Origin of the sequence: Bradyrhizobium iriomotense, from assembly GCF_018129405.1 — a bacterium.
Classification (GTDB): Bacteria; Pseudomonadota; Alphaproteobacteria; order Rhizobiales; family Xanthobacteraceae; genus Bradyrhizobium; species Bradyrhizobium iriomotense_B.
Genome location: NZ_JAFCLP010000015.1, coordinates 133,597 through 155,425 on the forward strand (window position 1 = coordinate 133,597; position 21,829 = coordinate 155,425).

The window sequence follows — 21,829 nt, forward strand, 5'->3', positions numbered from 1 at the left end:
GCGAAGAGCCGATCGAGGTTCGCATTCCCGCGTGCAGATGGGCACAAGCCGGCAGCTCCACCGAGCATTAACGGTTAAGCTGTTATTGCCGGTGATGGACGACCGAGGTCATCGAGGGTGCGACGCGGGGACGATCATGGCCGAAACGCAGATTGAATGGACCGACGCCACCTGGAACCCTGTTGCAGGCTGCTCAATCGTCAGTTCCGGTTGCACGAATTGCTACGCCATGGAGATGGCGAGGCGCCTTCAGGCGATGAATGTCCCGAAATATAAGGGACTCACACGCCGTAGTGGAAAGCGAACTGTTTGGAACGGAGTTGTCCGAGAGGACAAAGCGGCTTTGGATATTCCATTGCGCTGGAAGAAGTCGCGGAAGATTTTCGTAAACTCGATGTCTGACCTGTTTCACGAGCGAGTCACGGATGCGTTCATTCAGAAAGTATGGGCGGTGATGCGCGCTACGCCGCATCATCACTATCAGATACTCACCAAACGTCCGGAGCGGATGGCTGCGCTCGTTCGCTCGAAGATCGACGAAGTCTTACCAAACGTGTGGCTGGGCACCAGCGTAGAGAATGCCGACGTCAACGATCGTATCAACCACCTCCGCACCGTGCCGGCCGCAATTCGCTTCATTTCATTTGAACCGCTGATCGGTTCGGTTGGAGCTGTGGACCTTCGCGATATCCATTGGGCCATCGTGGGGGGAGAGAGTGGAAGGTCAGCTCGTCCGATCCGCGAAGAATGGATCGATGAGATCTTCGATTCTTGTGCATCGCACAACACTGCGTTTTTCTTCAAGCAGTGGGGGACATGGGGGAAAGACAACAAGCGCCGTTCCAAGAAAGCTAACGGCCGTGTATATCGCGATAAGGTTTGGGACGAGATGCCGAAGGCTTCGCTCGCGCTCTGAGAAAGATGCCTTGGGTTACCAGCATTTTCTCAGGGGACAATGTCGAAGAAACCATATTCGTGGCTGACGGGTGCCGTCCTTGAGGAGCACTCAAGGCGCAAGCATAAGGTCGTTGGCGAATATATTGCGCGATACCTGGCGGTTCGTTGTCAGTTGCCTCAGCAATCTCGATTTCGACTTGCCATCGTCGATGGTTTTGCGGGTGGCGGTCGATACAAGTGCGGCAGTCCGGGTTCGCCACTTATCTTCATAAATGAGCTGCGTGCTGCAGCGGAACAGTTCAACATTAAGCGTCAAGCCGAGGGGATGTCTCCGCTTGACATCGAATGTCTACTCGTCCTGAACGACTTTGACGAAGACACCATCGAACTGCTGAAAAAGAACGCCGCCCCCCTGATCGCCGAAATCAGTGCAAATGTGCCGAGGCTGCACCTTCGCGTCGAGTACCGGAACGAGAAATTTGATGAACTCTATCCCGAAGTGAAGCAACTGCTAGAGCGCGGTAGCTATCACAACGTCCTATTCAATCTTGATCAGTGCGGCACGGGAAGTGTTGAAATAAACACGATTGGTAACATCGTTGCGTCGTTCACATCGGTAGAAATTTTCTATACGTTCGGTATTCAAACGCTTCTCACGTTCCTACATCAGACTGATCGGGCTACGTTAGCCAAGCAGCTAGCACCATTTGGCGTTAACGCGAGTGACCTGTCGCAGCTAGATGGCCTGATGAGCAAGGATACGTGGCTAGGAGCGGCCGAGCGTCTCGTATTTGAGTCCTTCCGGAAGTGTGCGAGCTACGTTAGCCCGTTTTCGATTCATAACCCTGACGGCTGGCGCTATTGGCTCATTCATTTCGCAAACTCGGTTCGCGCTCGCCAGGAATACAATAACGTGCTGCATCAGAACAGTAGCACCCAAGCGCACTACGGCCGTTCGGGTTTGCACATGCTATCCTACGACCCTAGCGAAGCGGACAGCATGCTATATCTGTTCGACGAGACTGGAAGGGCCGAGGCGCGAAAGCAGCTTCATGATGACATTCCACGGCTCATCACAAACTACGGCGACGCAATTCCAGTTGGCGACTTTTACGCGAGTATCTACAATGCGACGCCGGCTCACATGCTCGACATTAATTCAGCGATCATAGAAAATCCGGACCTTGAGGTTATCACCGAGCAAGGCGGTGGCGAGCGACGCAAAGCCAACACGATCAAAACCGGCGATATACTGCGACTAAAGCAGCAGCGCAGTTTTTTCCCGATCTTTTTCAACGACCAGAACGGGCGCGGAAAGAAGTGAGCATGCCGTTTCAAAGCGCTCGATGGCTCGCCCTGAATGACTGATAATCGTAACACGCGGGTTCTCGTCGTCGCTGCCGCGGTCTTGGCGTTAGTGTTGGGCTTCGCGTACGGGGCTACGTTCAGTGGCGGATGCGAGCTAGTTAAAGATGCCCCATTTGGGTGCGTTGAATGGTGGCTCGCTCGTTATCAAACACTCATTGCAATGTTTGGTGCAATTTTTGTTGCGTGGTTGAGTGTCCAGCCGGTTCTAAGGCAGCTCAAACTGTCGTCGTTGCAGACCGCAGTTGCTTTGCAGCAGGTTCATGCGGATCGCGAAAAGCGGCTGGAGAATTGGTTCAAGCCGGAGCTGGCGGTACTCGAAAAGCTGTCCGACGATCTCGTGAGTGGTTATTATCGCAACGAGGATGACCACGCCGTTCTTCCTCATTGGGTATGGAATCTGAACCAGACAGTTGACAGCACCCGTGATCGTCTAGTTCAGCGGCAGATCAAGAATATCGGGTCTACTGAGATAGCGGCGCATCGTCAGAGCCTAATAGACATCCTAAAGCGGCTCAGCGATTGTATGTCGGATTATAATGGATCGGTTTACGGAGACGATCCTGAATACGACCTTTCCGACGAGGATCGGGCGAAGATTTACGAAGCCGAAGAGAGGGCACGCCAAGATTTGCCGTCTCGCATTGATGAGGTCTCAGTCGCGATCCGCAAGTTCGGCGAAGCTGTAACGGCAGAAGTCCACGATGTTCGTAAGAGACGCCGCTTCTATGATCAGGTATTAGCAAGTTCCGACTCTCATGAGCTAGGTAGTTAGCCCCGCAGTATTTCGGGCGCATCGCGCCCATCCCGGATCTGGCCCTCAGTCACTCAGGAGACCGCGTTGCTCGCTTTCAAGCTGACGCATGAGGATGGAAAATCGAGCGTCGATCTGGCTTGCCACCGCGCGGGGATCGTCGGCTCCATTAATCGTCCAGTGATTCTGGATGGTAACAGGTCCTGGGGTCGTCGTGTTCTCGCTCGAACTCGCGACCGCCGACGCGCCATCCGAGGTCAGACGGCGCAGCGTGTCGTTGGGCTCGATGCGTCCGGACATGCCGGGCACGAAAAGCTCGGGGCCTTGCTCGCCGACAAGATAAGGCTTGCCGAAGCTCACAGGCCCGCCCATAGCGCGAGCGCCAGCGATGGGCGCAGGGGCGGCACCGCCCGCCGGGGCTCCCTTGCCCCCGCCGCCGCTGCTAAAGACGCCCTTGATCGCGCTGCCCAGCGACATCGCCTTGTCGATGGCTGCGCCGAAGAAGCCAATCAGGCTTTGGATCGCGGAGATGACCGACCGCACGCCCGACGCTGCAACGCCGCCAACGGTCTGGCCCCACTCGCGCCACTTCGCATTGGTCGCGTCGAGCGGACCGAGCAACTGCGACATCCAATTGTAGACCGAGGCCAAGCCGTCCGAGATTGCCTTCACGGCCGGACCGGCGGGGCCGAGACCTTCCATGAAGCCCTGACCGAACCCCGCGAAGAACTCCTTGATGCCCGCCCAATTGTTGTAGACCCACACGCTCAAAGCCGTCAGCGCTACGACCAGCGCCGTAATGATCAGACCGACCGGGTTTGCGACGAGCGCCCACATGGCGACACCGATGGCCCGCATAGCGGCCAGCGGAAAGAGCAGGATCGACCGGCCCAGGGCGAGCAGAGAGCCACCGAGAGCCGACAGGGTCGCCGCTGCCCCGAGCGCCGTCAGCATGTGGAAGCCCAGTGCCATCGCCGCCAGACGGCCTACAGCGGCAGTCGCCACGCCAGCGATGACGCCGCCGAGCATAACGAAGCCACGCGCAACCAGACCCACGGGAGTGAGCAAGGCGGTTAGCGCAAACGCGCCTACGCGGCCGACGGCACCGAGCGCGAGCGCCAGCGGACCGGCCGCTGCGGCTGCCGTCGCAAGACCGATGCCCAGCCGCAGCACGGCCGGGTTCGATTGTGCGAGAGATTTGAGCCCTTCGGACACGCTTTTGAAGAGGGTGGTGATCTCGGGCAGCACCGCCCGGACCAGAGTGTTGCCCAGCGACTGCCACGCCGCGTCAAGCTCGCGGACCGCTTTCGACAAGCCCTGATTAGCGATGTCGAAGGTCTTCGCGCTATAACCGGGCGCGTTCGTGTTGATGTCGTTCAGGATGCCTTCGAGGTCAGCCTTCAGAAGGGAGAGCATGCGAACCGACTGCCGCCCTTCGAAGATGCGGGCGAGGTCGCCTTGCGTCGCGCCTTTCTTTTTCAGGTCGATCAGGAGCTTCGTGAGGTCTACCTTGCTGCCGGCCATCGTGAATGCAGCATCCACCGCCTGCAGCACGGACTCGCGGTCCTTCGCCGCTTCCGATCCGAACTTGGCAACGACCGCGTCATAGATTGCCTTGCGCTGCTTCTCGGTGTTACCTTCGTTGCTGGCCAGCGCCGCGTCGATATCCTTCTCACTACCAGCCATGTCGAAGCCGTTGGCGCTCAGCCCGGCGGCGACACCGGCGCCGGTTCGCTTGCCCCCAGATACGTAGTCGCCGTAGTCGAGACCAAGGCGTGCCATCGCTGCCCGGCCTTCCTTCGTCGGCTTGAGCAGGCGCACATATGCCGAGCGAAGGGCAACGCCCGCCTCGGGGCCAAGCTGCCCGGCCTTGTTCAAGGCGATGATCAGTGCGTTGGTGGACTCAATCGATTCGCCAGCGGCCGATGCGGCGCTACCGACGAATTTATAAGCCTCCATCATGTCTTTCATTGAAGCGCTGGTTGCGTTGGCGCCATAGGCCAGATTGTCGGCGATGCGGCGGCTGCTAGCGGAGGCATCCTCAACGGTCCTCATGCTCAGTCCGTATTGCGTCACGATCTTGCTCACGGCGCCGGCAACTTCGGCAGCCGGCATGTCGCCGACAATCGAGCCTTCGAGGATCGAAGCGATTGATCCCTTGGCGCCCGGCACTGAGAAGCCGGCCTTCAGCATCTCATTGAGGGCCTTCAGGGTGTTCGTCGCGCTCCCGTACTTCGCGGCGATCGAGTCGGCAAAATTCTCGATTTCTAGACGTTCGGAATGCGAGACGCCGCCCAAAGCCTCGGTGAAGTTGCCCGCCCTGTCGCGCTCAAGAGCGCTGCGGATCATGCCGATGGCGGCGAAGCCCGTGGGCGCGGTGACACCCATGGCGAGGTTGCGGCCTTTGCTCTGGACCCGCTCCAACTTTTTCGCGGTCGCATCGATATGCTTTTGCGCGGCAATGAACGGCGCCGAGACGCTTTGCCCGATCTTCGCGACCGTCGCAGCCAAGCTGTTGACTTGCGCCTTCGTAGCACTGACGGCAGCGCCGAGGCTGGGATTGACCTTACCACCGATATTGACAAATACGGAAAATTCTTGGGCCACGATTCTTACCTAAATGAGCGCGTAGCTCCGTCGAGCATAGCAACGACCAAATCCCCAGCACGTTGCGCGTCGTCCGGTTCGAGGTGCCGAATAACTTTTCTCGGCACGTCGTACACCTTCGCCAAAGAGCGGATCACCTGCTCGGGCGAGTTGGTTCTGAAGCTCGCAACGGCGCCGAACGACGCTACCGCAAGCTTGTCGTGGCGCTCCCCGTCGATTTCGACGGGTACGGTCAGCGTGATCTCTGCGGGCACGGGCATGTGAGTCACCCTCGCGGCCAAATGTGGTCTTCACCTGAGAACGCAGGCGGGAGCCGCACCGATGACAGAGGTTCTTCGCTCCGGCCGGGACGGAATGACACGCGCTCGATAACGACCTCGCGATCTTCAAGAGTGGGGGTGATGGTGAGCACGCGACCATAGTAGTCGTGCTGGACCGCCGGGACCGGGATTGCCTTGCCGTCGCGGCCGATGCCTGCCTCCCGAACTACTTCATGCGGGGCTTCATACTGAAACTTGGCCGTATCCGTATCGCGCGGGGAGCCGGGGTAACGATAGACCCAGCACTTCCGTACCGCGCGGCGCTCGCCGGCCGGGCGGTCGGGGCTCCTTCGGTGGATCGCGTCGTATGCCACGACGGGTTCGACGACGGGATTGGAGCGCAGCGCTGCGTTCACGGCCGTCGTTTCGATGTCGAGCGCTTCAAGGTTCGCGATCACTTCCGCGACGCGAGCAGCGGCGGTGGCGTATTCCGCCAACAGCTTGGCGGCTTCCTTGGTGTTCGCCTTCCGCGCGGCTTCTGCACGCTGGCGCAATGAGTCGTCGGCGGCAACCTTGGCGGCGGCCTCCTCAGCCGCGATCACGTTCGGAAGTTCGACGGTCAGATGGTTGGCGCGGGCTTCAAGTCGCATGATTGCGCGCTTGATCGCTGCGGCGTCAGCGTCAGCCTGGGCGTGCTGGCTATCGTTCATGACGGCAATGCCGGCAAGTACGCCTTCTTGCTGCGCGCGGTGTGCGGCAATCTCAGATTCAGCCCGCGCGATCTCGGCGCGGATCGTTGCGGAGGTGATGGCGGTCTTGGGTGAGAAGAACTTGGCGAGCAGGTTCATGATCAATCTTTCTGAGTCCTGGAGTTGTGCCGGGCCTGCACGGCGGCGACCGCCGCATCGTGCGCTCTTTGCATCCGAGCGTAGGCGGCAGCGCCTTCGGCGCGCTTGTGGTTAAGCTCGCGAGCGAGTGCGTCGTACTCGGCTTGGACGCGATCGGCTTCGCGCTTCGCGACTTTGTATGAGTCTGCGGCGGACGCTGCCGGGGGATTCGATGTCGCGGCGGCCGGCATCGCAGGTCGCGCCACCCGGGGAGTCGACGGTGCTGCCGGTGCCTTCGGAGCGGGCTTCGGCGCGACGGCCGCGAGCGCTTCGCCAATGCCGAGCCAACGATGAAACGCGGTGCTCTCGCGCATCGTGGCGAATGCGGTGGCGTGAGGCATGCCGTGGCGCGCCTTGAACTGCTCATCGGCGAGCCCGCGGCGAGCCGCAGCGAGGTCGCCGGATGCAGCCATGAAGTCGGCTTGAAGTCGGCCAACGCGGCTCATTTCGAGCCCCCAATCTTGTGCTGCGCAAGCCACGCATCGAACGCCGTGACGCTATAGCGGCACACACCCGAACCGACCTGGATGAACGCGGGACCGATTCCGCGACGCGCGTAATTCGCGAGCGTGTTCGCCGAGAAGCCGCCGCGTGCGGCGATCTGGCGGCGAGAGAGGAAGACCTCGGACATTTTTGACCTCAAAGAAGTAGCGGCGAGCGGAGAGAAAACTGGCTAAAAAGAACGCTCGCCGCTCTTGTCGTTTCTGCTTTGTCAGAGCGGCGGTGACATGCGCACAATGCTCAACCCGCTCAATCCGCAACAGCCGATTACGGTATCTTTTAAGCGGCGGGCACAGCGCGCTTCACGTTGTCGTTGGCGACACCCGCCATGCGCCTGTCGTGTTCGGCCAGAATGGCGGCGCGTTCGTCCGCCCGCATGCGGAGCAACTTTTGCTCGGTGTGGATGTCAAGCAAAGCGCACCACGTCTGCGGGATATTCATTCGCATCTTGAGGGCGAGCGCGGTGAGTTCGCCAGCGAGCGCCGGGGGAAGCGCTTCGAGTTCGGGCACGGGGCAAAGTTGAAATCTGAGAGTCGTCAGCAACGCGGTCAAACTCTCTAAACCCGGGTTATTTTTTCTTCTCCACCCCTTGATAGTCGGGATTTGCACGCCTGAAAGTTCGGAGGCGTCGAGATACCGCATGCGCTGCCGACCAAGCTCTGCGAACACAAGCCGCGCAAAGGGTCCGATATGGTTTTTGGGCATCGTCACTCCGCGCCTGTTCCGATGCGGGGGCAGGTCGCGCTTGGGCCGGCGCGTTGAGAAGCCCTCGGGATAGAGCGGGGTGGCGTCCATGTGTGAAACCTCGGTGGGGCGATGAAGATGCAGGAGGGTTTCACGCAGGGGGTACCAGACGTGAGTCAGGTTGAGTCGCCCATGCCCATTACACTGCGCTCCGCGTATTTCGCAGAGCGAGAACAACAACCGACCTTTGGGGATATTTCTCTGCGACTAGGCCGGGCTCGCACGTCACCCGCATGGGGGAGGGCCCTGGAAGGACCCAAAGTGTTGCAGATTTGCATGCCTCGAACTGAGGTCAGGTGAGCAAGGAGCTAGAGCCGCCCGATATCCGCTGTCTGCCGATAGCGGCACAATAGCGGACATCGCCGGATGCCGCAGATGGGCCACAACCGGAAGTGATGGACTTGCGCTACAGCAATGATGGCGGATAGGTGATAATTCTGGCAGCGGCGTCACTAGCCGCTCTTCTTGCGAGCCATTCGTATGCCCAATCAGATTGCAAGGACTGTCAGTGCGATGTTGATCGGCCCTGATGACAAAGTGCTTCTTGGTTTGCGTGCGCCCACGAAAAAGGTCTGGCCAAGCCATTGGCACACTATCGGGGGGCGGGTTGAAAACGGTGAAAGCCTCGATAATGCGCTGATCCGCGAAGTTCAGGAAGAGGTGGGAGTTACGCCAACTCAATTTAAGATCATAGCGACAGTTAGAGAGCGGCAGCCGGAGATCTTCGGAGATGCGTTTCATTCCGTTTATGCTGTCACAAGTTGGCGAGGCGGTGACCCAACCAACGTCTGTGACGAGCATACAGAATTGAAGTGGTTCAGCATCAGTGAAATGCGTCTCCTGACGAACATCGTAGACCCCAACTATCCATCCCTTGCCGAGATAGCCATGGGGGCAGCCTTTAAGCCCGCGCGCTAACCTCCGTTATTGAGGAGGTGAAGAGCCTGCGCATGAAGACCGGCAGTTGCCGAAGCTAAAACCGGGCCACCCTCCTCAGCCCGCCCGCCATCAATCCGAGTCACCACTCCGCCCGCCTTTTCGATGATCGGGATCAACGCGACGATATCGTAGGGTTGGAGCGAAGGTTCGACGGCGAGGTCAATACGGCCAGCCGCGAGCATTGCCGTGGCATAGCAATCGCCGCCGTAGCGGGTCATCCGGACCGAAGCGGCAAGGCAATCGAAGCCCTGCTTGAGCTCTCCATGATAGAGCTCAGGCGAAGTCGTATGCAGGATGGCCCGCGACAGCGTGCCGACGTCTCGCGTGGACAGCCGTTGGCGCTTGCCGGCGTGTTCGCACCAGGCCCCATCGGCGGTGGCCCAGAAACGCTCCCTCGTGAAGGGCTGGGTCATCATTCCCTGTTCGGCTCGGCCATCGACGGTGAGACCGATCAGCGTGCCCCAGACAGGAAGGCCGCAGATAAAGGGACGAGTCCCATCCACCGGGTCCAAGACCCAGCGGCAAGAACCGCTTCCGGTTAGACCGAGTTCTTCGCCCAGAATGGCATGGTCGGGATATTCGGCTTCGATCGCTGCTCGAATCGCAATCTCGGCTTCCCGGTCAGCGTCGGTCACCGGGTCGAAGTAACCCTCCCCAGTTTTGGAATCGACGGCAAGGTCGGTTCGAAAGCGCGGCAAGGTTTCGCGATCGGCGATATCTGCCAATCGATGAAGGAAATCGGCGCTCGGCAGTTTTGGCATCAAATATCTCCATTCGTGGACGATCACGGCCGCTTTATTCGGATGGCCGTCGAATTACACGCTAAACTTGCATAAAGGGTCCGGTGGTGATCCTGAAGGTCATCGCCGAGAACCCCGCGAGACCCGGGCGAGACCAGAAGAATGGATACCGTGAAGGGTGGCTGCGATGTCTCAAACCGGTCACAAGCCGCCCTTTGTGGTCCAGGTCAATCTGGTCGGTTAGTCTCCCTAAAGCCGACGTTGTCACGTGCTGACCGGAAGTCCGCCACGGGCCAATGGGCGGCGACATTCACACCGCCGCCGGGAGAATCTCCCCTTGCCGCAGCCCAATGGCGAACTTCATCGGCGTAACCACAAAATGAGGATGCCCATTGCGATCGGAGCCAGTCCAAAGGCCAGCGCAGCCCAGAACTTGGGCTCCTGCAGGATGTCGAAGAAGTCGAGCATGTTGTGCAACGATAGCGGGTCTTGAACCCCTGGTCCCGACGCGCTCGCTAGTCATCGAGCTTTTCCGACGTGATCGCGCCGGTCTTGGCGTCGGCGTGAAATTCCATCCTCTGGCCATTCTTGACGCCTTCACCTTCCCATCGGCCGTCGTCGGCTTCTATTTTGGTCACCTGCGTGTAGCCCGACTTAAGAACCTTCTCGATCACTTCCTGAGCCGGCATCCAGTCTGGCCCCGGCTGATCGGCTCTCGCCAAGTCCAGCGCACCGACTGAAAGGGTCATGGCGAAAATGGCAGTCGCTCTATTCATGACAAAACTCCTGTTATCTTACCGAGCCTCACTTCTTGTCCGATTTTTTCTTGGCTTTCGACTTTTCCTTAGCCTTGAGCACGTCCGCTTGGCTGCGATACGCCTTGGCCATATTTAAGAAGTTCTGCGAGAGTTCGGCATCAGAGTAGGCCCGCGCCATACGCTCAGCCGTTTCTGCCTGTTTCCGGAAAAACTTGGCTTGCTTCACCATCGCGCGCTCCGCCCCCCTCGCAGGAGTGCGAGAAAGTTTGTTCGAGGCCGGGATCAATGGCCCGATACCGCAGAAATCATAACACCAGGACGGGCCGAATGGGAATTGAGGATAGTTTTCCGGAGGTGTAGCCTGCCATTTTGTCAGCTTTGGCAAGCAGGCGCCGCGCTTAGCAGGAACGCCAGTCATGAAGAACGCAGCCGTTGGGGCGTGGGTGGTTTTGCGAATTACAAGATGGATAAGCTGGATAAGTTTCTTGGCGTATTCCTTCGCCACGACGCTCGACCGTGAAAGCTATCTTAATCGCTTCGGCCAGCCTCTGCCTTCCACTGAAGCGTGGCTGTTTGGCTTGGCTTTTGCCGCCGTGGCTGCGGGGTTCTTCGAACTGATGATGCGCGAACGGGCAGGGATCGCCAGACCAGACTACTTCCGTCTGAAGCCTCCGAGCGCGCCTCATTAAGCTGAGGCGCCACACTGGCGAAGGAACAAAACCGCCCTTGCGTTAATGGGCTCCCAGCGCGGCCAAGCGTCGAGTAGAGGTAAGCCATGGGCCACGACGAACTAGTGATTATCGTCAGAGTGGCAGGTGCCCTCCTGATCGGCGCCATGATTGGATTTGAGCGTTCGTTTCACGGCAGGCCAGCGGGCTTTAGAACCCATTCGCTGGTCTGCATTGCCTCAGCAATACTGATGATTGTCACAGTGTATCAGCACCAGTGGATGACCTTGCTTGAACACGACGCCATCCGGACTGACCCAACCCGCATGGCGCAGGGAATTATGACCGGCATCGGCTTTTTAGGCGCTGGGGTCATCTTCAAGGAGGGGCTGACCGTCCGGGGATTGACAACGGCCGCGTCCATCTGGGTGACGGCAGCGATCGGGATTCTGGTTGGAATTGGATTCTGGTTTGCGGCGTTCGTTGGCGCTGTTGCGACCCTTATGGTGCTCGCGTTATTCAGGGTCATCGAGGCGCGATTGCCGAGTGAGTTCTACGCCCACCACATGCTGCGCTTCGCCCGAGACAACGTTATGGGCGAAAGTGAGATCCACAAGATGATCGGGGCTCACGGCTTTACGATCGCCAACCTGTCATCCCGCCTCAGCGAGGGCGGGCAGCAGTTCGAATACCGGATGACCATCAAGAGTCGCGACAGGGCTAATGCGGAAAGGCTGGCCAAGCATTTGCGCGGCTTGCCCGAGGTAGTTGAGTTTCGCATTACGCCAACCGGGGACTAGCCACCGAGTGGCTTATTGCTACCTAGGGTGATACCCTCAGCGCTGAGGGTACCGCACAACAGTATTCTCCCGATGACTCAATCCCGTTCCCACCTCCGTTTCCCCCTTGGGAGCGGGTTTCTTTTCAAGGGTCCTGAGTCGATCTCGCGGGTGTCATAAGTGCGGCGCGGGGCTATTTCGGAAATAGCTTGTCACGAATGTAGCGCGATGTTGGCGTCAGCCTGATGCCACGCGGCTTGCGCCATGCCGCCTTGTCGATCTCGCGCTTGTCGCCAATCTTCAACGGGCCGGAGACCTTCTTCGCGATGAAGATGGCATCACTCATCCTGCGCCCCGATCGGCGGTTCTTCGCCTTCACTTCTTTCCAGAGCCTCACAGTGCCGAGTTTGAGCTTCGGCAGCTCTTCCCCGATCTCGCGGCGTAGGCATTTCCTCTCGCTTTCACCCAGGTGTTTGCGGCCACCGGGAAACATCCAAAGCTTGTCGCGCCGGCGCCTGACAAGGAGCACGCGCCCTTTCCTCGCGGCGACTAATTTTGAAGATTTGGCCATCCAGGCTCGACTCAAAATGGTTGCGGCGTCATTGTACTTCACCATTGTCGAGCTTCAACGACGCGGCCTGCGATAGTCCGTCCCTGTCCAGAAGAGCCACGGAAAAACCCCGCCTCCAAGAGGAGACGGGGTCTAAGTCAGAGGGAGGTACTCGCTGGCCAGCGCGTACCCCCGCACCAAAGCTACCACAAGAAGGGTGCGCAACAATAGGCAGTTTGACGGGGAAGTCTGGGGCGCATCCGCTCGGGGCTGCCGCGCTGCTCATTGGTCATGTCGGTTTGCTTGAGCCCGTTAAGCGCGCCGTACTTCGAAGTATGTTTTGCCTCCGCGCTCGAAGCCCGCCCCTTCATAGAAGTGCAGGGTTGTCTCACGCCTCGAACCTGTCGCCAAATGAACCTTATAGCAATCAGCCCGCGTGGCGATATCCAGAGCATGGGCAAGAACCCGTCGGCCTAGCCCACGCTTTCGGTATTCTGCGTGGGTGACCACATTTTCAATCACCCCATACGATCTACCGCCGCGAGACAGGTTCGGCACAATCGCGAGAGTGCATGAAGACACAAGCAGTTCTGCTGTTTGCGCGACGATCACGGTCATGAAGTCGGATGTAAGCAAGGTCGTCCAAACGCGCTCGGCTGTGGCCGCCTCTAGTTGAGGTTCGTGGGGATGAAGATGCTGGTAAAGCTTCAACACGTCAGGCAGATCGCGTTGCGTCGCTGAACGGACAATGACTTCGTTCATTCAATAACCCACCGACCGATAAGGATTGGCATTGCGGGGAAGGCCTTGATTAGCCGGTCAGCGCTTTCTGCATAAATATTCGATGCTGCCCGGGTGGGTAGTCGTCGAGTATGCCAAACGCGCTGTAGCCAAGCCGTTCGTAAAATGCGCGTGCTTGAAAGCTGTACGTATCCAACCACGCTCCACGACACCCCCGGGCAATCGCCTCCTGCTCCGCTTGGAGCATTATTCTTCTACCAAAGCCGATGCCGCGCAGGCTGTCTGGCACGAATAGAAGACCGACGTGCATGAATGAAAAATTCGTCGCTCCCCACAGACCGCCTATGATTTCGCCGCTGTCTTGGTCAGATAGAATAATTACCAAGGGCCGGTGGCTTTCCGGCTGACTGGCGCGGCTGTTGTTGAATGCAATCAAAGGTCCCACGATTGCCTCCCGTATGCCGGCCTCGGGAGCGTCGGTCATCGTGAGCTTTGGTCGCATCGAGTTCTGCCTATTATCACGTAGGGATTTCGGTGATGAAGCGACGATAGCTCGTTCTACGAAAGGTTGCAAAGATTAGCTCATCTTGCGGGGAACAGCGCTGATGGGATCTAAGCGGAGAGTAATCGCGAACGGCATAGGCGCGATACTAACAATGCCGCCCCACTTACAGCAACTCACTCAGTGCTCGCCGGACGGTCTGAATCGCAGCTCCGGGGCAAGATTTGACTATGAGACCACGGCAGGGTTTACCCCAAAGAGCCGACACCAAGGCGAGCAGTGATCTTCGACGCTAAGGGCCAATTGCGGAAAAGGACTGCTCGGTTGTAGGCTCAAAGTTGACTTGGCCTCAGCGAATCTGAATCCCGATGGAAATGAGAAAGCAATTGCTGTCTGAGTTGGCCGATCGGCTTGTTATGACGGCACCAGACCGGATCGTCCGCGTCGCTATCGACGGTGTAGACGGGGCCGGAAAGACTACATTCGCCGACGAACTCGGAAGCGTTGTTGCGACTAAGGGCCGGCCCATCATTCGAGCGTCGGTGGACGGATTTCATAATCCCAAGGCGGTCAGATATCAGTGTGGGCGACACTCGCCAGAAGGCTTTTTCAAGGACTCGTACAATTACCCGGCATTGAAGCAATACCTGCTAGACCCGCTAAGCCCCGGTGGCTCTCGCAGGTATCGTCGAGCATTTTTTGATCACGTGACCGATGACATCGTACCTGTCAATGATCTGGAGGCACCGCCGTCTTCCATTTTGCTGATAGACGGCATCTTTCTCCATCGGCCCGAATTGCTCCCGTACTGGGACGCTTCGATCTTCCTCCGAACAGACTTTACTGTATCCGTTGCGCGGTGCGCTTCGCGCGACGGTTCGTCGCCCGACCCTGCGGCTCAATCGAACCGACGGTACGTTGAGGGACAGCGGCTCTATCTTCGAAGCTGCCAGCCCGAAGCGAAGGCCACGATCGTAATCGATTACAACGACCTTGCGATCCCCTCGATTGTGACGTGAGCAGTTCAAGCGACAAGATCGGCTGTGGGTGAGTCACCGCTTGGAAGTTGGCCGGAGACTTCCGGTCTGTCCCGCTAAGCGGACCTCAGCGAGGCGCCCACTTTGGGGCGCCGATAACTAGGGTCGAGGTCACGCCCCGATCAGCTTCGCGAATGCCATACCAGCACCGAACAGCGCCGCGCCAGCGACCATCCCGCCAACGGGGAACAGCCAGAGCGTCCGAGCATCCTTTGCGATCAAGACGCGCTGCTCAGCGGCGAACTTGCGAGTCTCTTCCTGCATGCGCTCGATACGCGCGACCTGCTCTTGTTGGTCCATCAACGTCGTGTCCGTCATGGGGTGTCCTTGACCATTGGTCCAACTTGGGCCGTTCTGATGGTCGGTAATACTTCTAACAAAACCCTCAACGAAAGTGGACAAAGTGGACATTCCCCCTAAGGGTCTTGTCCATCTGTCCACTTTGTCCACTCCCCACACCCCTTTGGGGGTGGTGTGGGAGTAGACACCGGACCGTTGGACATTTTGGACAAATGTCCACTCTGTCCAATTTGTCGACTCACCCCAGGACCGGCCAAATCAGTGATTTGTTTTGGGAGAGGGATGCGCCAGCAATCATGTTTTCGTCCCTCGCGGCATCAAGGGCACGGTCGAAGGCTTTGTATTTCGCCGAGTCTGTCTTTTCCGGGTTGCCGGTGATGTACCGGCGCATGAAGTTGTTCCGAACCTCGGTGACACTCACGGCTTTGACGGTCGGACCTTCGGGGATTTTGTAGTCCTGACCATAGCTTGCCAGCGCCTCATTGAACGACTCGGTGAAGTCGCGCGGAATCTTGCTCTTCACTTTGGCCACCACTGCTTGCGGGGTGGCTTCTCCGGCATCGTCTGAGAACTCGATATATCCGGCGGTCATCGGGTCTCCATCTTCGTCGAGACCAAGTACATGGCTCCGTACTTCGAATGATCCCAGCGAACCGGTACCGCCGCGCCGAGACTTAGTCAGCGCTAAAGACCGTTTAGAGGTCTTGCCAGATACATCAGTTACTCCAAGCACCGAAAGGATTGCATCGGCCCCAGCACCGTATGCCGAAGCGCCGCGAACGCCGGTCTCGGCGTTCTTCCCGTGGTGGGCAATAGGCATGACCAGCACGTCGTTGGCGTTGCCAACTCGGGCCAATTCTTTCATCAGGCGCGCTGCTTCAGCGTTGTCGTTTTCGTCGGCGATATTGAAACAGGCCGCAAGAGTGTCGATCACAACCAACCGAAGATTGGCGGCGAATTTATCGGCGCACTCCCACGATGCCTCGGCAACGGCATGTTCAAGCCAAATGATGATGTTGTGCTGTGACAGTCCGGCCGGGGGCTCGCTGACGAAGAACGGAATCTGGCCGGCGTGGCCGTCCTGAAATTTCCCCGCGCGGGCCGCCTCGACCCGCGAGTCAATCTCGCCACCGCCCTCAGCGGCAATCCAGAGAACCCCGCCCGGGCGCACGCGGCGGCCGAGAAACTCTTGGTCGAACACCAGAGACAAACATAAGTCAGCGCCAACGAAGGTCTTGCCCGCCGCATATTGTCCGGAGAGCAGCGCAATTCCGGTACGGGGGAGAATGCCCTTCACCAGCCATTGCGGCGGTTCCGGCGAGGTCGCTCCGATGGCCCGCAGCGATACGGTGTTGACCGGACTGGGCTGGGGCGCGGGAAAGATCGCGATTTTCGCCATCTGTCAGGCTTTCTTTTTCATAGCGGCGGTAATGACCCGGCTCGCCAATGCAGCTTCTTCGGGGTCTTCGAGCGGCACACCGACAAGCGGGGCGAGCCAAAGCAGAGCTTCGGCATTGGTCACACGGCGTGCTTCCATGACAACATCGATCGGGGTATAGCCCTTGGGGCCATCGCCAAAGTCTACGATACCGTCCGATTTGAACGACAGGTTCGGCTTGCGCAAATGGAGCGCTCGCCCGGTGCTAGACGGCCGCCACTCGGCGACGGCCTTGAAGCTGCTTCCGGCGCGAAACCAGCGCTTCAATTCGAGTGCGGGCACCCAGGCGGCAAGGTTCGCCAGCGCAGCGTCATTCACCGCGCGGAAGAGGGACGCCGCGTCAGAGCCGCCGGGAGATGCAACGGGCTGCTCGACGGCCCCGCCGCATGACTGCCGGCGTTCCAGAAGGGTCCAGCCGAATGAGCGAAGGATTTCTTCCATCGCGGCGCGGTGCTCATGGGTGAGCACCGGAAGCGCTTCAAGCGGGGTGTCTTCTAACGTCGCGTCAGACCACCAATAATAAGGGTGGCCAGTGTCCGGATGAATCGAAGGCGGAATCACAGTCTGACGACCACCACTCAGGAAATCGAGCAGGCGGATTCCGTTGGCATCGTTGTAAGGCCGGGACTTCATCGGCACGATAGAACGATAGAACGCGGTGAGGCCTTTCCGGCCGATCTTGACGACGACGGCCGGCGGCAGCACCGAGAGGATCGGATCAATGATCGCGTCGTAACCGTCGATATCGACAGCAACTAAGCCGCCGAATCCGGTGGCGACCCCGACGCCCATTGCCGGGGCGCGAGAATACCCAGCGACAAAAAAGGACGTCGGCGCTTCATTGCAGTACTTCTGCCATCCGGACAGAGCGGGGGCCTTGCCCGCGCCGAGTTTCGGGACATCAGGCGGCAGGATCGGCAACGGCGAATAGCCGAGCGCGATAAGGGACGGAGCGGTCTGCGCGAAGGGAGTTTCAGGCATGAGCGCAGACCCGAGATGCGTGACGATCGGTCGAGCGCATCCACTCATACACGGCCATCAAGCGCTTACGGGGCGTTCCTTCCTTGAACGGCCCGGCGACGAGGCGAACCATCTCCACATCGAGCAGTTCGTAACAGAGGCCGTCGCGCGGGTAGAAGATCAGGTTCGTCCAGCCGTGCTTGGGGCTGTGACGCGCGACGATCCTAACGGTCGCATCGGGATTCTCTGCGAAATAGTCAGCGCTCGGCTTGAGGTGACGGGGATTCGATCGCCCCCATTGCCGCGCCTCGAATGCGCTATTGTAGGTCTTGTCATCGTCCTTCATATCGACTTCCTTCCAGCCCGCCGCGCCAACGGCGGGTTTGTCTTTGGCTATGCGGAGGGCTTTCCACCCGGCCTGACGCTATTGGCATGCATCCATTCTGCGATAGCCTCGCGGCGGTACATCGGCGTTCGGCCCACCCTGATGTGGCCGGGCGCGCGCTGCTGCCGCCGCAGAAGTCGTGCCCACGACACCGACTTGCCGACGAAGTCGGCGAACTCAGCCTCAGTAAAAAGAAAGTCGTCATTGGTCATGACTTGCCTCGGATTGTTTCGGGTGGTCGGAATCTGGCAGATTTTGTCACTTGCTGAGGGGTCGGTTCGGTATCCCTTGCCAAAAATCCTCTTGCTCAGGGCAAACATCTGTCGACCACGCGGCATGACCGCGTGTCGGAAGGCGCAAATCGGGAGGGAAAGTAGTGGCGGCCGGTCGGGAACGGTCCGCCTAGGAGGCGGGGCGAGCCGACAAGTCTATCGCCTGATAGCGGCGGCGCGCGCGAGCCATTGTGGACTCGGTCGCCTTCATTTTCTCGATATCTGCCTCGAAACTCTCGAAGATCGGAAGGTAGACCTCGCCGCCCTGGGGCGCTCGCTTCATGGCGATGGCAAGCCGGTCGAGGCAGCGTTCGAGCAGATCAATAGTGATCGGCTCATCGGCAGAAATCTTGCCGATAGGGCGGGTGCGGCGGTCACGACCATGGTCGCGAAGTGCCTTCACACAAAGCTCAATGTCGCTCGGACCAAGCAACACTTCCTCCTGGCCTTCGAGGCAGTCCGCAAGCGCGTGAGCATGTTCAGGGGAGCCAATTTCAAAATCGTCGATATTCACGGTGATGCTTCTCTCAATTGATGAAAGGGCGTGCGTCAGCCCATCCGTTGGCGCCCCCGCCAGCGGATTCGGTAGGATCGGATCGAGGCGGTGTCGGTGGCGGTCGGTCTGGTTAAGCCGAAACCGGCGTCACGCCGAGCGCTCCGGCGCGCGATCATTGGAACTGGCCGCCGCTCGGTTCGTAAGCCACGCCTCGATCTCTGCCGCATCGAAGAATCTGGCGCGACCGATATAGATGGGCGCAGGCATGCCCTGTGTGCGTTGCTTGACGTGCCGCTCGAAAGTGGCCTTCGGCATATCCAGCCGTTCCCGCACCGTTTCGGATTTGATCAGTTGTCTCATTCTACACCTCCTGAGACTTGATGGTGGCTCAAGAGGTACCGGGAACTACCACTCAATTGCGAGGTAAAAGGAAGCCGACGGACCTTACCCCAAAATCGACGGATGGTCCGTCGCTATCCGTTGCGCTGAAACTTTTGCCAAGCCTTACGCACCGTCTCGCTGTTGAGGTACGGCAACGATTCCGCGACAGCTTCGATAGCGGCGCCGACCTTCTTTCCGTTTTCGATTTGGCGGGCAACCGCTGCGCCGATGGAAAGATTCCGCCAATCTCGTTGGAACGCACCGATCGGATCGGCCTTCCCGTCGCCTCGCCAGATTGCGCCAAGTTCTTCGGGGCGGAATGTGATGGGATGAGCCGCGTCAACTCCGGCACGCATGGCTTGTGCGGCAACATCCGCGAGACCTGCCGCGAAACGGTCGATCTCTGCCTGGATTACATGTGGCACGGCGCGCGAGTGCTGACGTGCAAGGCTGTAAGCCCGCCACGCCGCTGCGACGTTGCCCGTCGATATGAAGAACGTAGTCAGGTCCGTGATTTCCGAAGCGACCAGATCGGGGAGGGGGGACATCGTCAGGCGCTCATTGGCATTGAGACAATGGGAAGCCACTTCCAACCGGCGTATTTGTCGCCGGTCTGCCGGAGGTGTGTGTACCGCTTGAGGCTCGTCCATGATCGATGCCCTGAGACGGCCGCGACATGCGGGATGTTGAGCCCGGTTTCAAAGAGACGGGAGATGCCGTCGTGGCGTAGGTCGTGGAAGTGAAGTCGTTCTTCGTCGGGCATATCTTCGGTGTTGATCCCGAGAAACAGGCAACCCCGCGTGAACGCAGCACCGATCGCGTCAGTCGAGTAGGGGAAGATCCGATCATCGACGCGAGGCATCGCCCTTACGATGGCAAGTGCGGGCGCCGGCAGATCGCACCATGTATCGTTGCCGATCTTCTGGCCTGGATGCTTCATGTCGCGAACGAGTACCCGCGAATGCGACTCGTCGAAATCGGCCCACTCCATTCGAGTGATTTCTTCCTGCCGTCGCGTCGAGAAGATGGCAAACGCGGTGATGCGGTCCATTGGCGAGGATTCCCGCCGCCGTCGCGTCCGATCTCCGAAGTGCGCCATGATCAAGTCGAGTTCGTCCAAGGACGGCCTACGGTTGCGCTGTTTGGATTTCCCAGTAAGCCCCAAACGACCCGTGACCGTGAAGGCGTCCGCCATGGCCTGCGGGTTTAGCGGGTACTTCCATGCAGGGGCGGCGACGGCGAAGACGGCGCCAAGGTGGCTGAGATAATTTGCAACCGTTGCTGGGGTGCGGCTCCCATCAGCTCCCAGCTCTTTCGCAAACGCTACGATGTCGTCGCTCCCGACCTTCTCGCAATCCATGTTTGCGATGTCGTATTCCTTGATGGACTTGAGAACTTGCGCTTTGGTGCGGCCGATCTTCTTCAGGCTTTCGTCCGTATAGCGATCGATCGCCTGCGCGAGCGTGACCCGTTTGGACCCAGCTCGCTCGATTGCCCCAGGAACGGCCAGTTCCGTCTCGCGCTTCTTGATCCAAGAATCAGCCGCCGCCCTGCGGTCAAACGTCTGCGCCTCCCGCAGCACGACTTTGCCGCCCCTTTTCTTAAGGACTTGGGCCGTGTAGCCAGTGGTGCCATCTTTACGGCGGCGAGCAACTATGGTCCCCATCGGTACGACATTCCTTTTTGAGTACGACATTGTCGTACCAAACCGAGAAAAACAGTCAAAGTCGGTCAAGGATAGTCTACATATAGTAGGTGATCAAGCTGCCGATTTGATGGTGTGCTGGAGTTATATCGTTGTTATATAAGGGAAATTTATCTAAATTTAGTCCTTCTAGATTTAGTGTAGCCCCCATGATGGACTGGACTGACCGGCATTGCCGGGTGTTCCACCGTCACCTCACCCGACGGACGCTGCTCTATACGGAGATGCTGACGACCGGCGCCGTCATCCACGGCGACCGGGAGCGGCTGCTCGGGTTCGATGCAATCGAGCACCCGGTGGCGCTTCAGCTCGGCGGCTCGGATCCGCGCGAGCTAGCGCGGGCCGCGCGGATCGGCGAGGAGTTCGGCTATGACGAGATCAATCTCAATGTCGGTTGTCCGTCCGACCGCGTGAAGGACGGCCGCTTCGGCGCATGCCTGATGGCGGAGCCGGAGCTCGTGGCGCGGTGCGTCGATGTGATGAAGCGGGCGGTTGCCGTGCCCGTCACGGTGAAATGCCGTATCGGCATCGATGATCAGGATCCTGAAATGGCGCTCGATACGCTCGCGCGCGCGGTGGTTGCGTCCGGCTGCGACGCGCTGATCGTGCACGCCCGAAAGGCCTGGCTCAATGGATTGTCGCCAAAGGAGAACCGCGACATCCCGCCGCTTGATTACGATCGCGTCTATCGTCTCAAGCGCGCAATGCCGGACGTGCCTGTCATCATCAATGGCGGCATCCCTGATATCGACGAGGCGAAGGCGCATCTAGCGCATGTCGACGGCGTGATGCTGGGCCGCGCCGCCTATCAGGAGCCCTGGCGGCTGCTCGCGGTCGATCACGAAATTTTCGGCGCGCCGGCGCCGAACGCGACAATGCAGGACGCGCTTGCGGCGATGATGCCCTACATCGAGGACCAACTCGCGCGCGGCACGCGGCTGCACGCCATCACGCGGCATTTCGTCGGCGCATTCCACGCCGTTCCCGGTGCACGTGCGTTCCGCCGGCATCTCGCCGAGCAGGGTGTGAAGCCGGGCGCAGGTCTCGACGTGCTGCGCGATGCGATCGCGCGCATTGGTGCGCGCGTGCCGGCGGAGGCCGCTGCTTAGCCGCGCTAATACAAAGAAGGAGCCGGGTCAGAAGATCCGGCCCCCTCAGTCGAT

General features: G+C 59.3%; 29 protein-coding genes. 8 read left to right on the top strand and 21 right to left on the bottom strand.

Going from position 1 to position 21,829, the window contains the following annotated elements; all coding sequences use genetic code 11:
- The first annotated feature begins 136 nt into the window (after positions 1-136).
- From JQ592_RS26760 to JQ592_RS26770, 3 genes are read left to right on the top strand one after another with little or no spacing between them, the layout of a single operon-like run.
- Positions 137-916, top strand: coding sequence for a DUF5131 family protein (locus JQ592_RS26760; protein WP_211405767.1), 780 nt, complete (start codon positions 137-139; stop codon positions 914-916).
- Positions 917-955: 39 nt separating this feature from the next.
- Positions 956-2,221 carry a three-Cys-motif partner protein TcmP gene (locus JQ592_RS26765; RefSeq protein WP_211405768.1) on the top strand — a complete coding sequence of 422 codons (1,266 nt, stop codon included), beginning with the start codon at positions 956-958 and terminating at the stop codon, positions 2,219-2,221.
- A gap of 36 nt (positions 2,222-2,257) precedes the next feature.
- Positions 2,258-3,037 carry a hypothetical protein gene (locus JQ592_RS26770; protein ID WP_211405769.1) on the top strand — a complete coding sequence of 260 codons (780 nt, stop codon included), beginning with the start codon at positions 2,258-2,260 and terminating at the stop codon, positions 3,035-3,037.
- 45 nt (positions 3,038-3,082) lie between these two features.
- On the opposite strand, the gene JQ592_RS26775 is transcribed toward JQ592_RS26770, so the two are convergent.
- The 6 genes from JQ592_RS26775 to JQ592_RS26800 all read right to left on the bottom strand — a co-directional run bounded on the left by JQ592_RS26775 (position 3,083) and on the right by JQ592_RS26800 (position 8,066).
- On the bottom strand, positions 3,083-5,623 hold the full coding sequence (locus JQ592_RS26775) for a phage tail tape measure protein (protein ID WP_349630496.1): 2,541 nt from the start codon (positions 5,621-5,623) through the stop codon (positions 3,083-3,085).
- A 5-nt stretch (positions 5,624-5,628) separates the two neighbouring features.
- Positions 5,629-5,883, bottom strand: coding sequence for a hypothetical protein (locus JQ592_RS26780; protein ID WP_211405770.1), 255 nt, complete (start codon positions 5,881-5,883; stop codon positions 5,629-5,631).
- Positions 5,884-5,888: 5 nt separating this feature from the next.
- On the bottom strand, positions 5,889-6,731 hold the full coding sequence (locus JQ592_RS26785; protein ID WP_211405771.1) for a hypothetical protein: 843 nt from the start codon (positions 6,729-6,731) through the stop codon (positions 5,889-5,891).
- A gap of 2 nt (positions 6,732-6,733) precedes the next feature.
- Complete coding sequence (locus JQ592_RS26790) at positions 6,734-7,216, bottom strand: hypothetical protein (protein WP_211405772.1); 483 nt, start codon at positions 7,214-7,216, stop codon at positions 6,734-6,736.
- On the bottom strand, positions 7,213-7,401 hold the full coding sequence (locus JQ592_RS26795; protein ID WP_211402472.1) for a helix-turn-helix transcriptional regulator: 189 nt from the start codon (positions 7,399-7,401) through the stop codon (positions 7,213-7,215). Before JQ592_RS26795 ends, JQ592_RS26790 begins: the two co-directional genes overlap by 4 nt.
- Before the next feature lie 149 nt (positions 7,402-7,550).
- Positions 7,551-8,066 (bottom strand): hypothetical protein, encoded by a 516-nt coding sequence (locus JQ592_RS26800; protein WP_211405773.1) that lies wholly within the window; start codon positions 8,064-8,066, stop codon positions 7,551-7,553.
- Positions 8,067-8,495: 429 nt separating this feature from the next.
- Between JQ592_RS26800 and JQ592_RS26805 the strand changes: the two genes are divergently transcribed.
- A complete protein-coding gene (locus tag JQ592_RS26805; RefSeq protein ID WP_211405774.1) occupies positions 8,496-8,933 on the top strand; it encodes an NUDIX hydrolase in 438 nt (145 codons plus the stop codon).
- Here JQ592_RS26805 and hisN read toward each other — a convergent pair.
- The 3 genes from hisN to JQ592_RS38355 form a co-directional block, all read right to left on the bottom strand.
- A complete protein-coding gene (gene hisN, locus JQ592_RS26810; RefSeq protein ID WP_211405775.1) occupies positions 8,930-9,715 on the bottom strand; it encodes a histidinol-phosphatase in 786 nt (261 codons plus the stop codon). The two genes, JQ592_RS26805 and hisN, sit on opposite strands and share 4 nt — an antisense overlap.
- 494 nt (positions 9,716-10,209) lie before the next feature.
- Positions 10,210-10,470, bottom strand: coding sequence for a PepSY domain-containing protein (locus tag JQ592_RS26815; RefSeq protein WP_211405776.1), 261 nt, complete (start codon positions 10,468-10,470; stop codon positions 10,210-10,212).
- Between the two features lie 28 nt (positions 10,471-10,498).
- Positions 10,499-10,957 carry a hypothetical protein gene (locus tag JQ592_RS38355; RefSeq protein ID WP_246820681.1) on the bottom strand — a complete coding sequence of 153 codons (459 nt, stop codon included), beginning with the start codon at positions 10,955-10,957 and terminating at the stop codon, positions 10,499-10,501.
- Between JQ592_RS38355 and JQ592_RS26825 the strand changes: the two genes are divergently transcribed.
- A complete protein-coding gene (locus JQ592_RS26825; RefSeq protein WP_211405777.1) occupies positions 10,938-11,141 on the top strand; it encodes a hypothetical protein in 204 nt (67 codons plus the stop codon). The two genes, JQ592_RS38355 and JQ592_RS26825, sit on opposite strands and share 20 nt — an antisense overlap.
- A gap of 86 nt (positions 11,142-11,227) precedes the next feature.
- Positions 11,228-11,920 carry an MgtC/SapB family protein gene (locus tag JQ592_RS26830; RefSeq protein WP_211405778.1) on the top strand — a complete coding sequence of 231 codons (693 nt, stop codon included), beginning with the start codon at positions 11,228-11,230 and terminating at the stop codon, positions 11,918-11,920.
- Between the two features lie 172 nt (positions 11,921-12,092).
- On the opposite strand, the gene JQ592_RS26835 is transcribed toward JQ592_RS26830, so the two are convergent.
- The 3 genes from JQ592_RS26835 to JQ592_RS26845 form a co-directional block, all read right to left on the bottom strand.
- Positions 12,093-12,470 (bottom strand): NUDIX hydrolase, encoded by a 378-nt coding sequence (locus tag JQ592_RS26835; RefSeq protein ID WP_211405817.1) that lies wholly within the window; start codon positions 12,468-12,470, stop codon positions 12,093-12,095.
- Positions 12,471-12,761: 291 nt separating this feature from the next.
- Positions 12,762-13,211, bottom strand: coding sequence for a GNAT family N-acetyltransferase (locus JQ592_RS26840; protein ID WP_211405779.1), 450 nt, complete (start codon positions 13,209-13,211; stop codon positions 12,762-12,764).
- A gap of 49 nt (positions 13,212-13,260) precedes the next feature.
- Positions 13,261-13,674, bottom strand: a complete 414-nt coding sequence (locus JQ592_RS26845; RefSeq protein ID WP_246820682.1) for a GNAT family N-acetyltransferase — start codon at positions 13,672-13,674, stop codon at positions 13,261-13,263.
- A 386-nt stretch (positions 13,675-14,060) separates the two neighbouring features.
- Here JQ592_RS26845 and JQ592_RS26850 point away from each other — a divergent pair, with 386 nt between their 5' ends.
- Positions 14,061-14,711: a uridine kinase gene (locus JQ592_RS26850; RefSeq protein WP_211405781.1), complete on the top strand. Its 651-nt coding sequence runs from the start codon at positions 14,061-14,063 to the stop codon at positions 14,709-14,711.
- 129 nt (positions 14,712-14,840) lie between these two features.
- Here JQ592_RS26850 and JQ592_RS26855 read toward each other — a convergent pair whose 3' ends face one another.
- The 9 genes from JQ592_RS26855 to JQ592_RS26895 form a co-directional block, all read right to left on the bottom strand.
- Complete coding sequence (locus JQ592_RS26855) at positions 14,841-15,047, bottom strand: hypothetical protein (RefSeq protein WP_211405782.1); 207 nt, start codon at positions 15,045-15,047, stop codon at positions 14,841-14,843.
- Between the two features lie 220 nt (positions 15,048-15,267).
- Positions 15,268-16,428: an AAA family ATPase gene (locus JQ592_RS26860; RefSeq protein WP_211405783.1), complete on the bottom strand. Its 1,161-nt coding sequence runs from the start codon at positions 16,426-16,428 to the stop codon at positions 15,268-15,270.
- A gap of 3 nt (positions 16,429-16,431) precedes the next feature.
- On the bottom strand, positions 16,432-17,448 hold the full coding sequence (locus JQ592_RS26865; protein WP_211405784.1) for a bifunctional DNA primase/polymerase: 1,017 nt from the start codon (positions 17,446-17,448) through the stop codon (positions 16,432-16,434).
- Entirely contained in the window at positions 17,441-17,773 is a 333-nt protein-coding gene (locus JQ592_RS26870) for a hypothetical protein (RefSeq protein WP_211405785.1), read from the bottom strand. The genes JQ592_RS26865 and JQ592_RS26870 overlap by 8 nt, the downstream gene beginning before the upstream one ends.
- A 47-nt stretch (positions 17,774-17,820) precedes the next feature.
- A complete protein-coding gene (locus tag JQ592_RS26875; RefSeq protein ID WP_211405786.1) occupies positions 17,821-18,024 on the bottom strand; it encodes a hypothetical protein in 204 nt (67 codons plus the stop codon).
- A 190-nt stretch (positions 18,025-18,214) separates the two neighbouring features.
- Positions 18,215-18,598 carry a hypothetical protein gene (locus JQ592_RS38360; RefSeq protein WP_246820683.1) on the bottom strand — a complete coding sequence of 128 codons (384 nt, stop codon included), beginning with the start codon at positions 18,596-18,598 and terminating at the stop codon, positions 18,215-18,217.
- Positions 18,599-18,727: 129 nt separating this feature from the next.
- Positions 18,728-18,940, bottom strand: a complete 213-nt coding sequence (locus tag JQ592_RS26885; RefSeq protein ID WP_211405787.1) for a helix-turn-helix transcriptional regulator — start codon at positions 18,938-18,940, stop codon at positions 18,728-18,730.
- A 113-nt stretch (positions 18,941-19,053) separates the two neighbouring features.
- Positions 19,054-19,509 carry a hypothetical protein gene (locus JQ592_RS26890; protein ID WP_211405788.1) on the bottom strand — a complete coding sequence of 152 codons (456 nt, stop codon included), beginning with the start codon at positions 19,507-19,509 and terminating at the stop codon, positions 19,054-19,056.
- A gap of 2 nt (positions 19,510-19,511) precedes the next feature.
- A complete protein-coding gene (locus tag JQ592_RS26895) occupies positions 19,512-20,627 on the bottom strand; it encodes a site-specific integrase (protein ID WP_211405819.1) in 1,116 nt (371 codons plus the stop codon).
- 131 nt (positions 20,628-20,758) lie between these two features.
- On the opposite strand from JQ592_RS26895, the gene dusA reads away from it, so the two are divergent.
- Positions 20,759-21,775, top strand: a complete 1,017-nt coding sequence (dusA, locus tag JQ592_RS26900) for a tRNA dihydrouridine(20/20a) synthase DusA (protein ID WP_283816180.1) — start codon at positions 20,759-20,761, stop codon at positions 21,773-21,775.
- Positions 21,776-21,829: the final 54 nt, after the last annotated feature.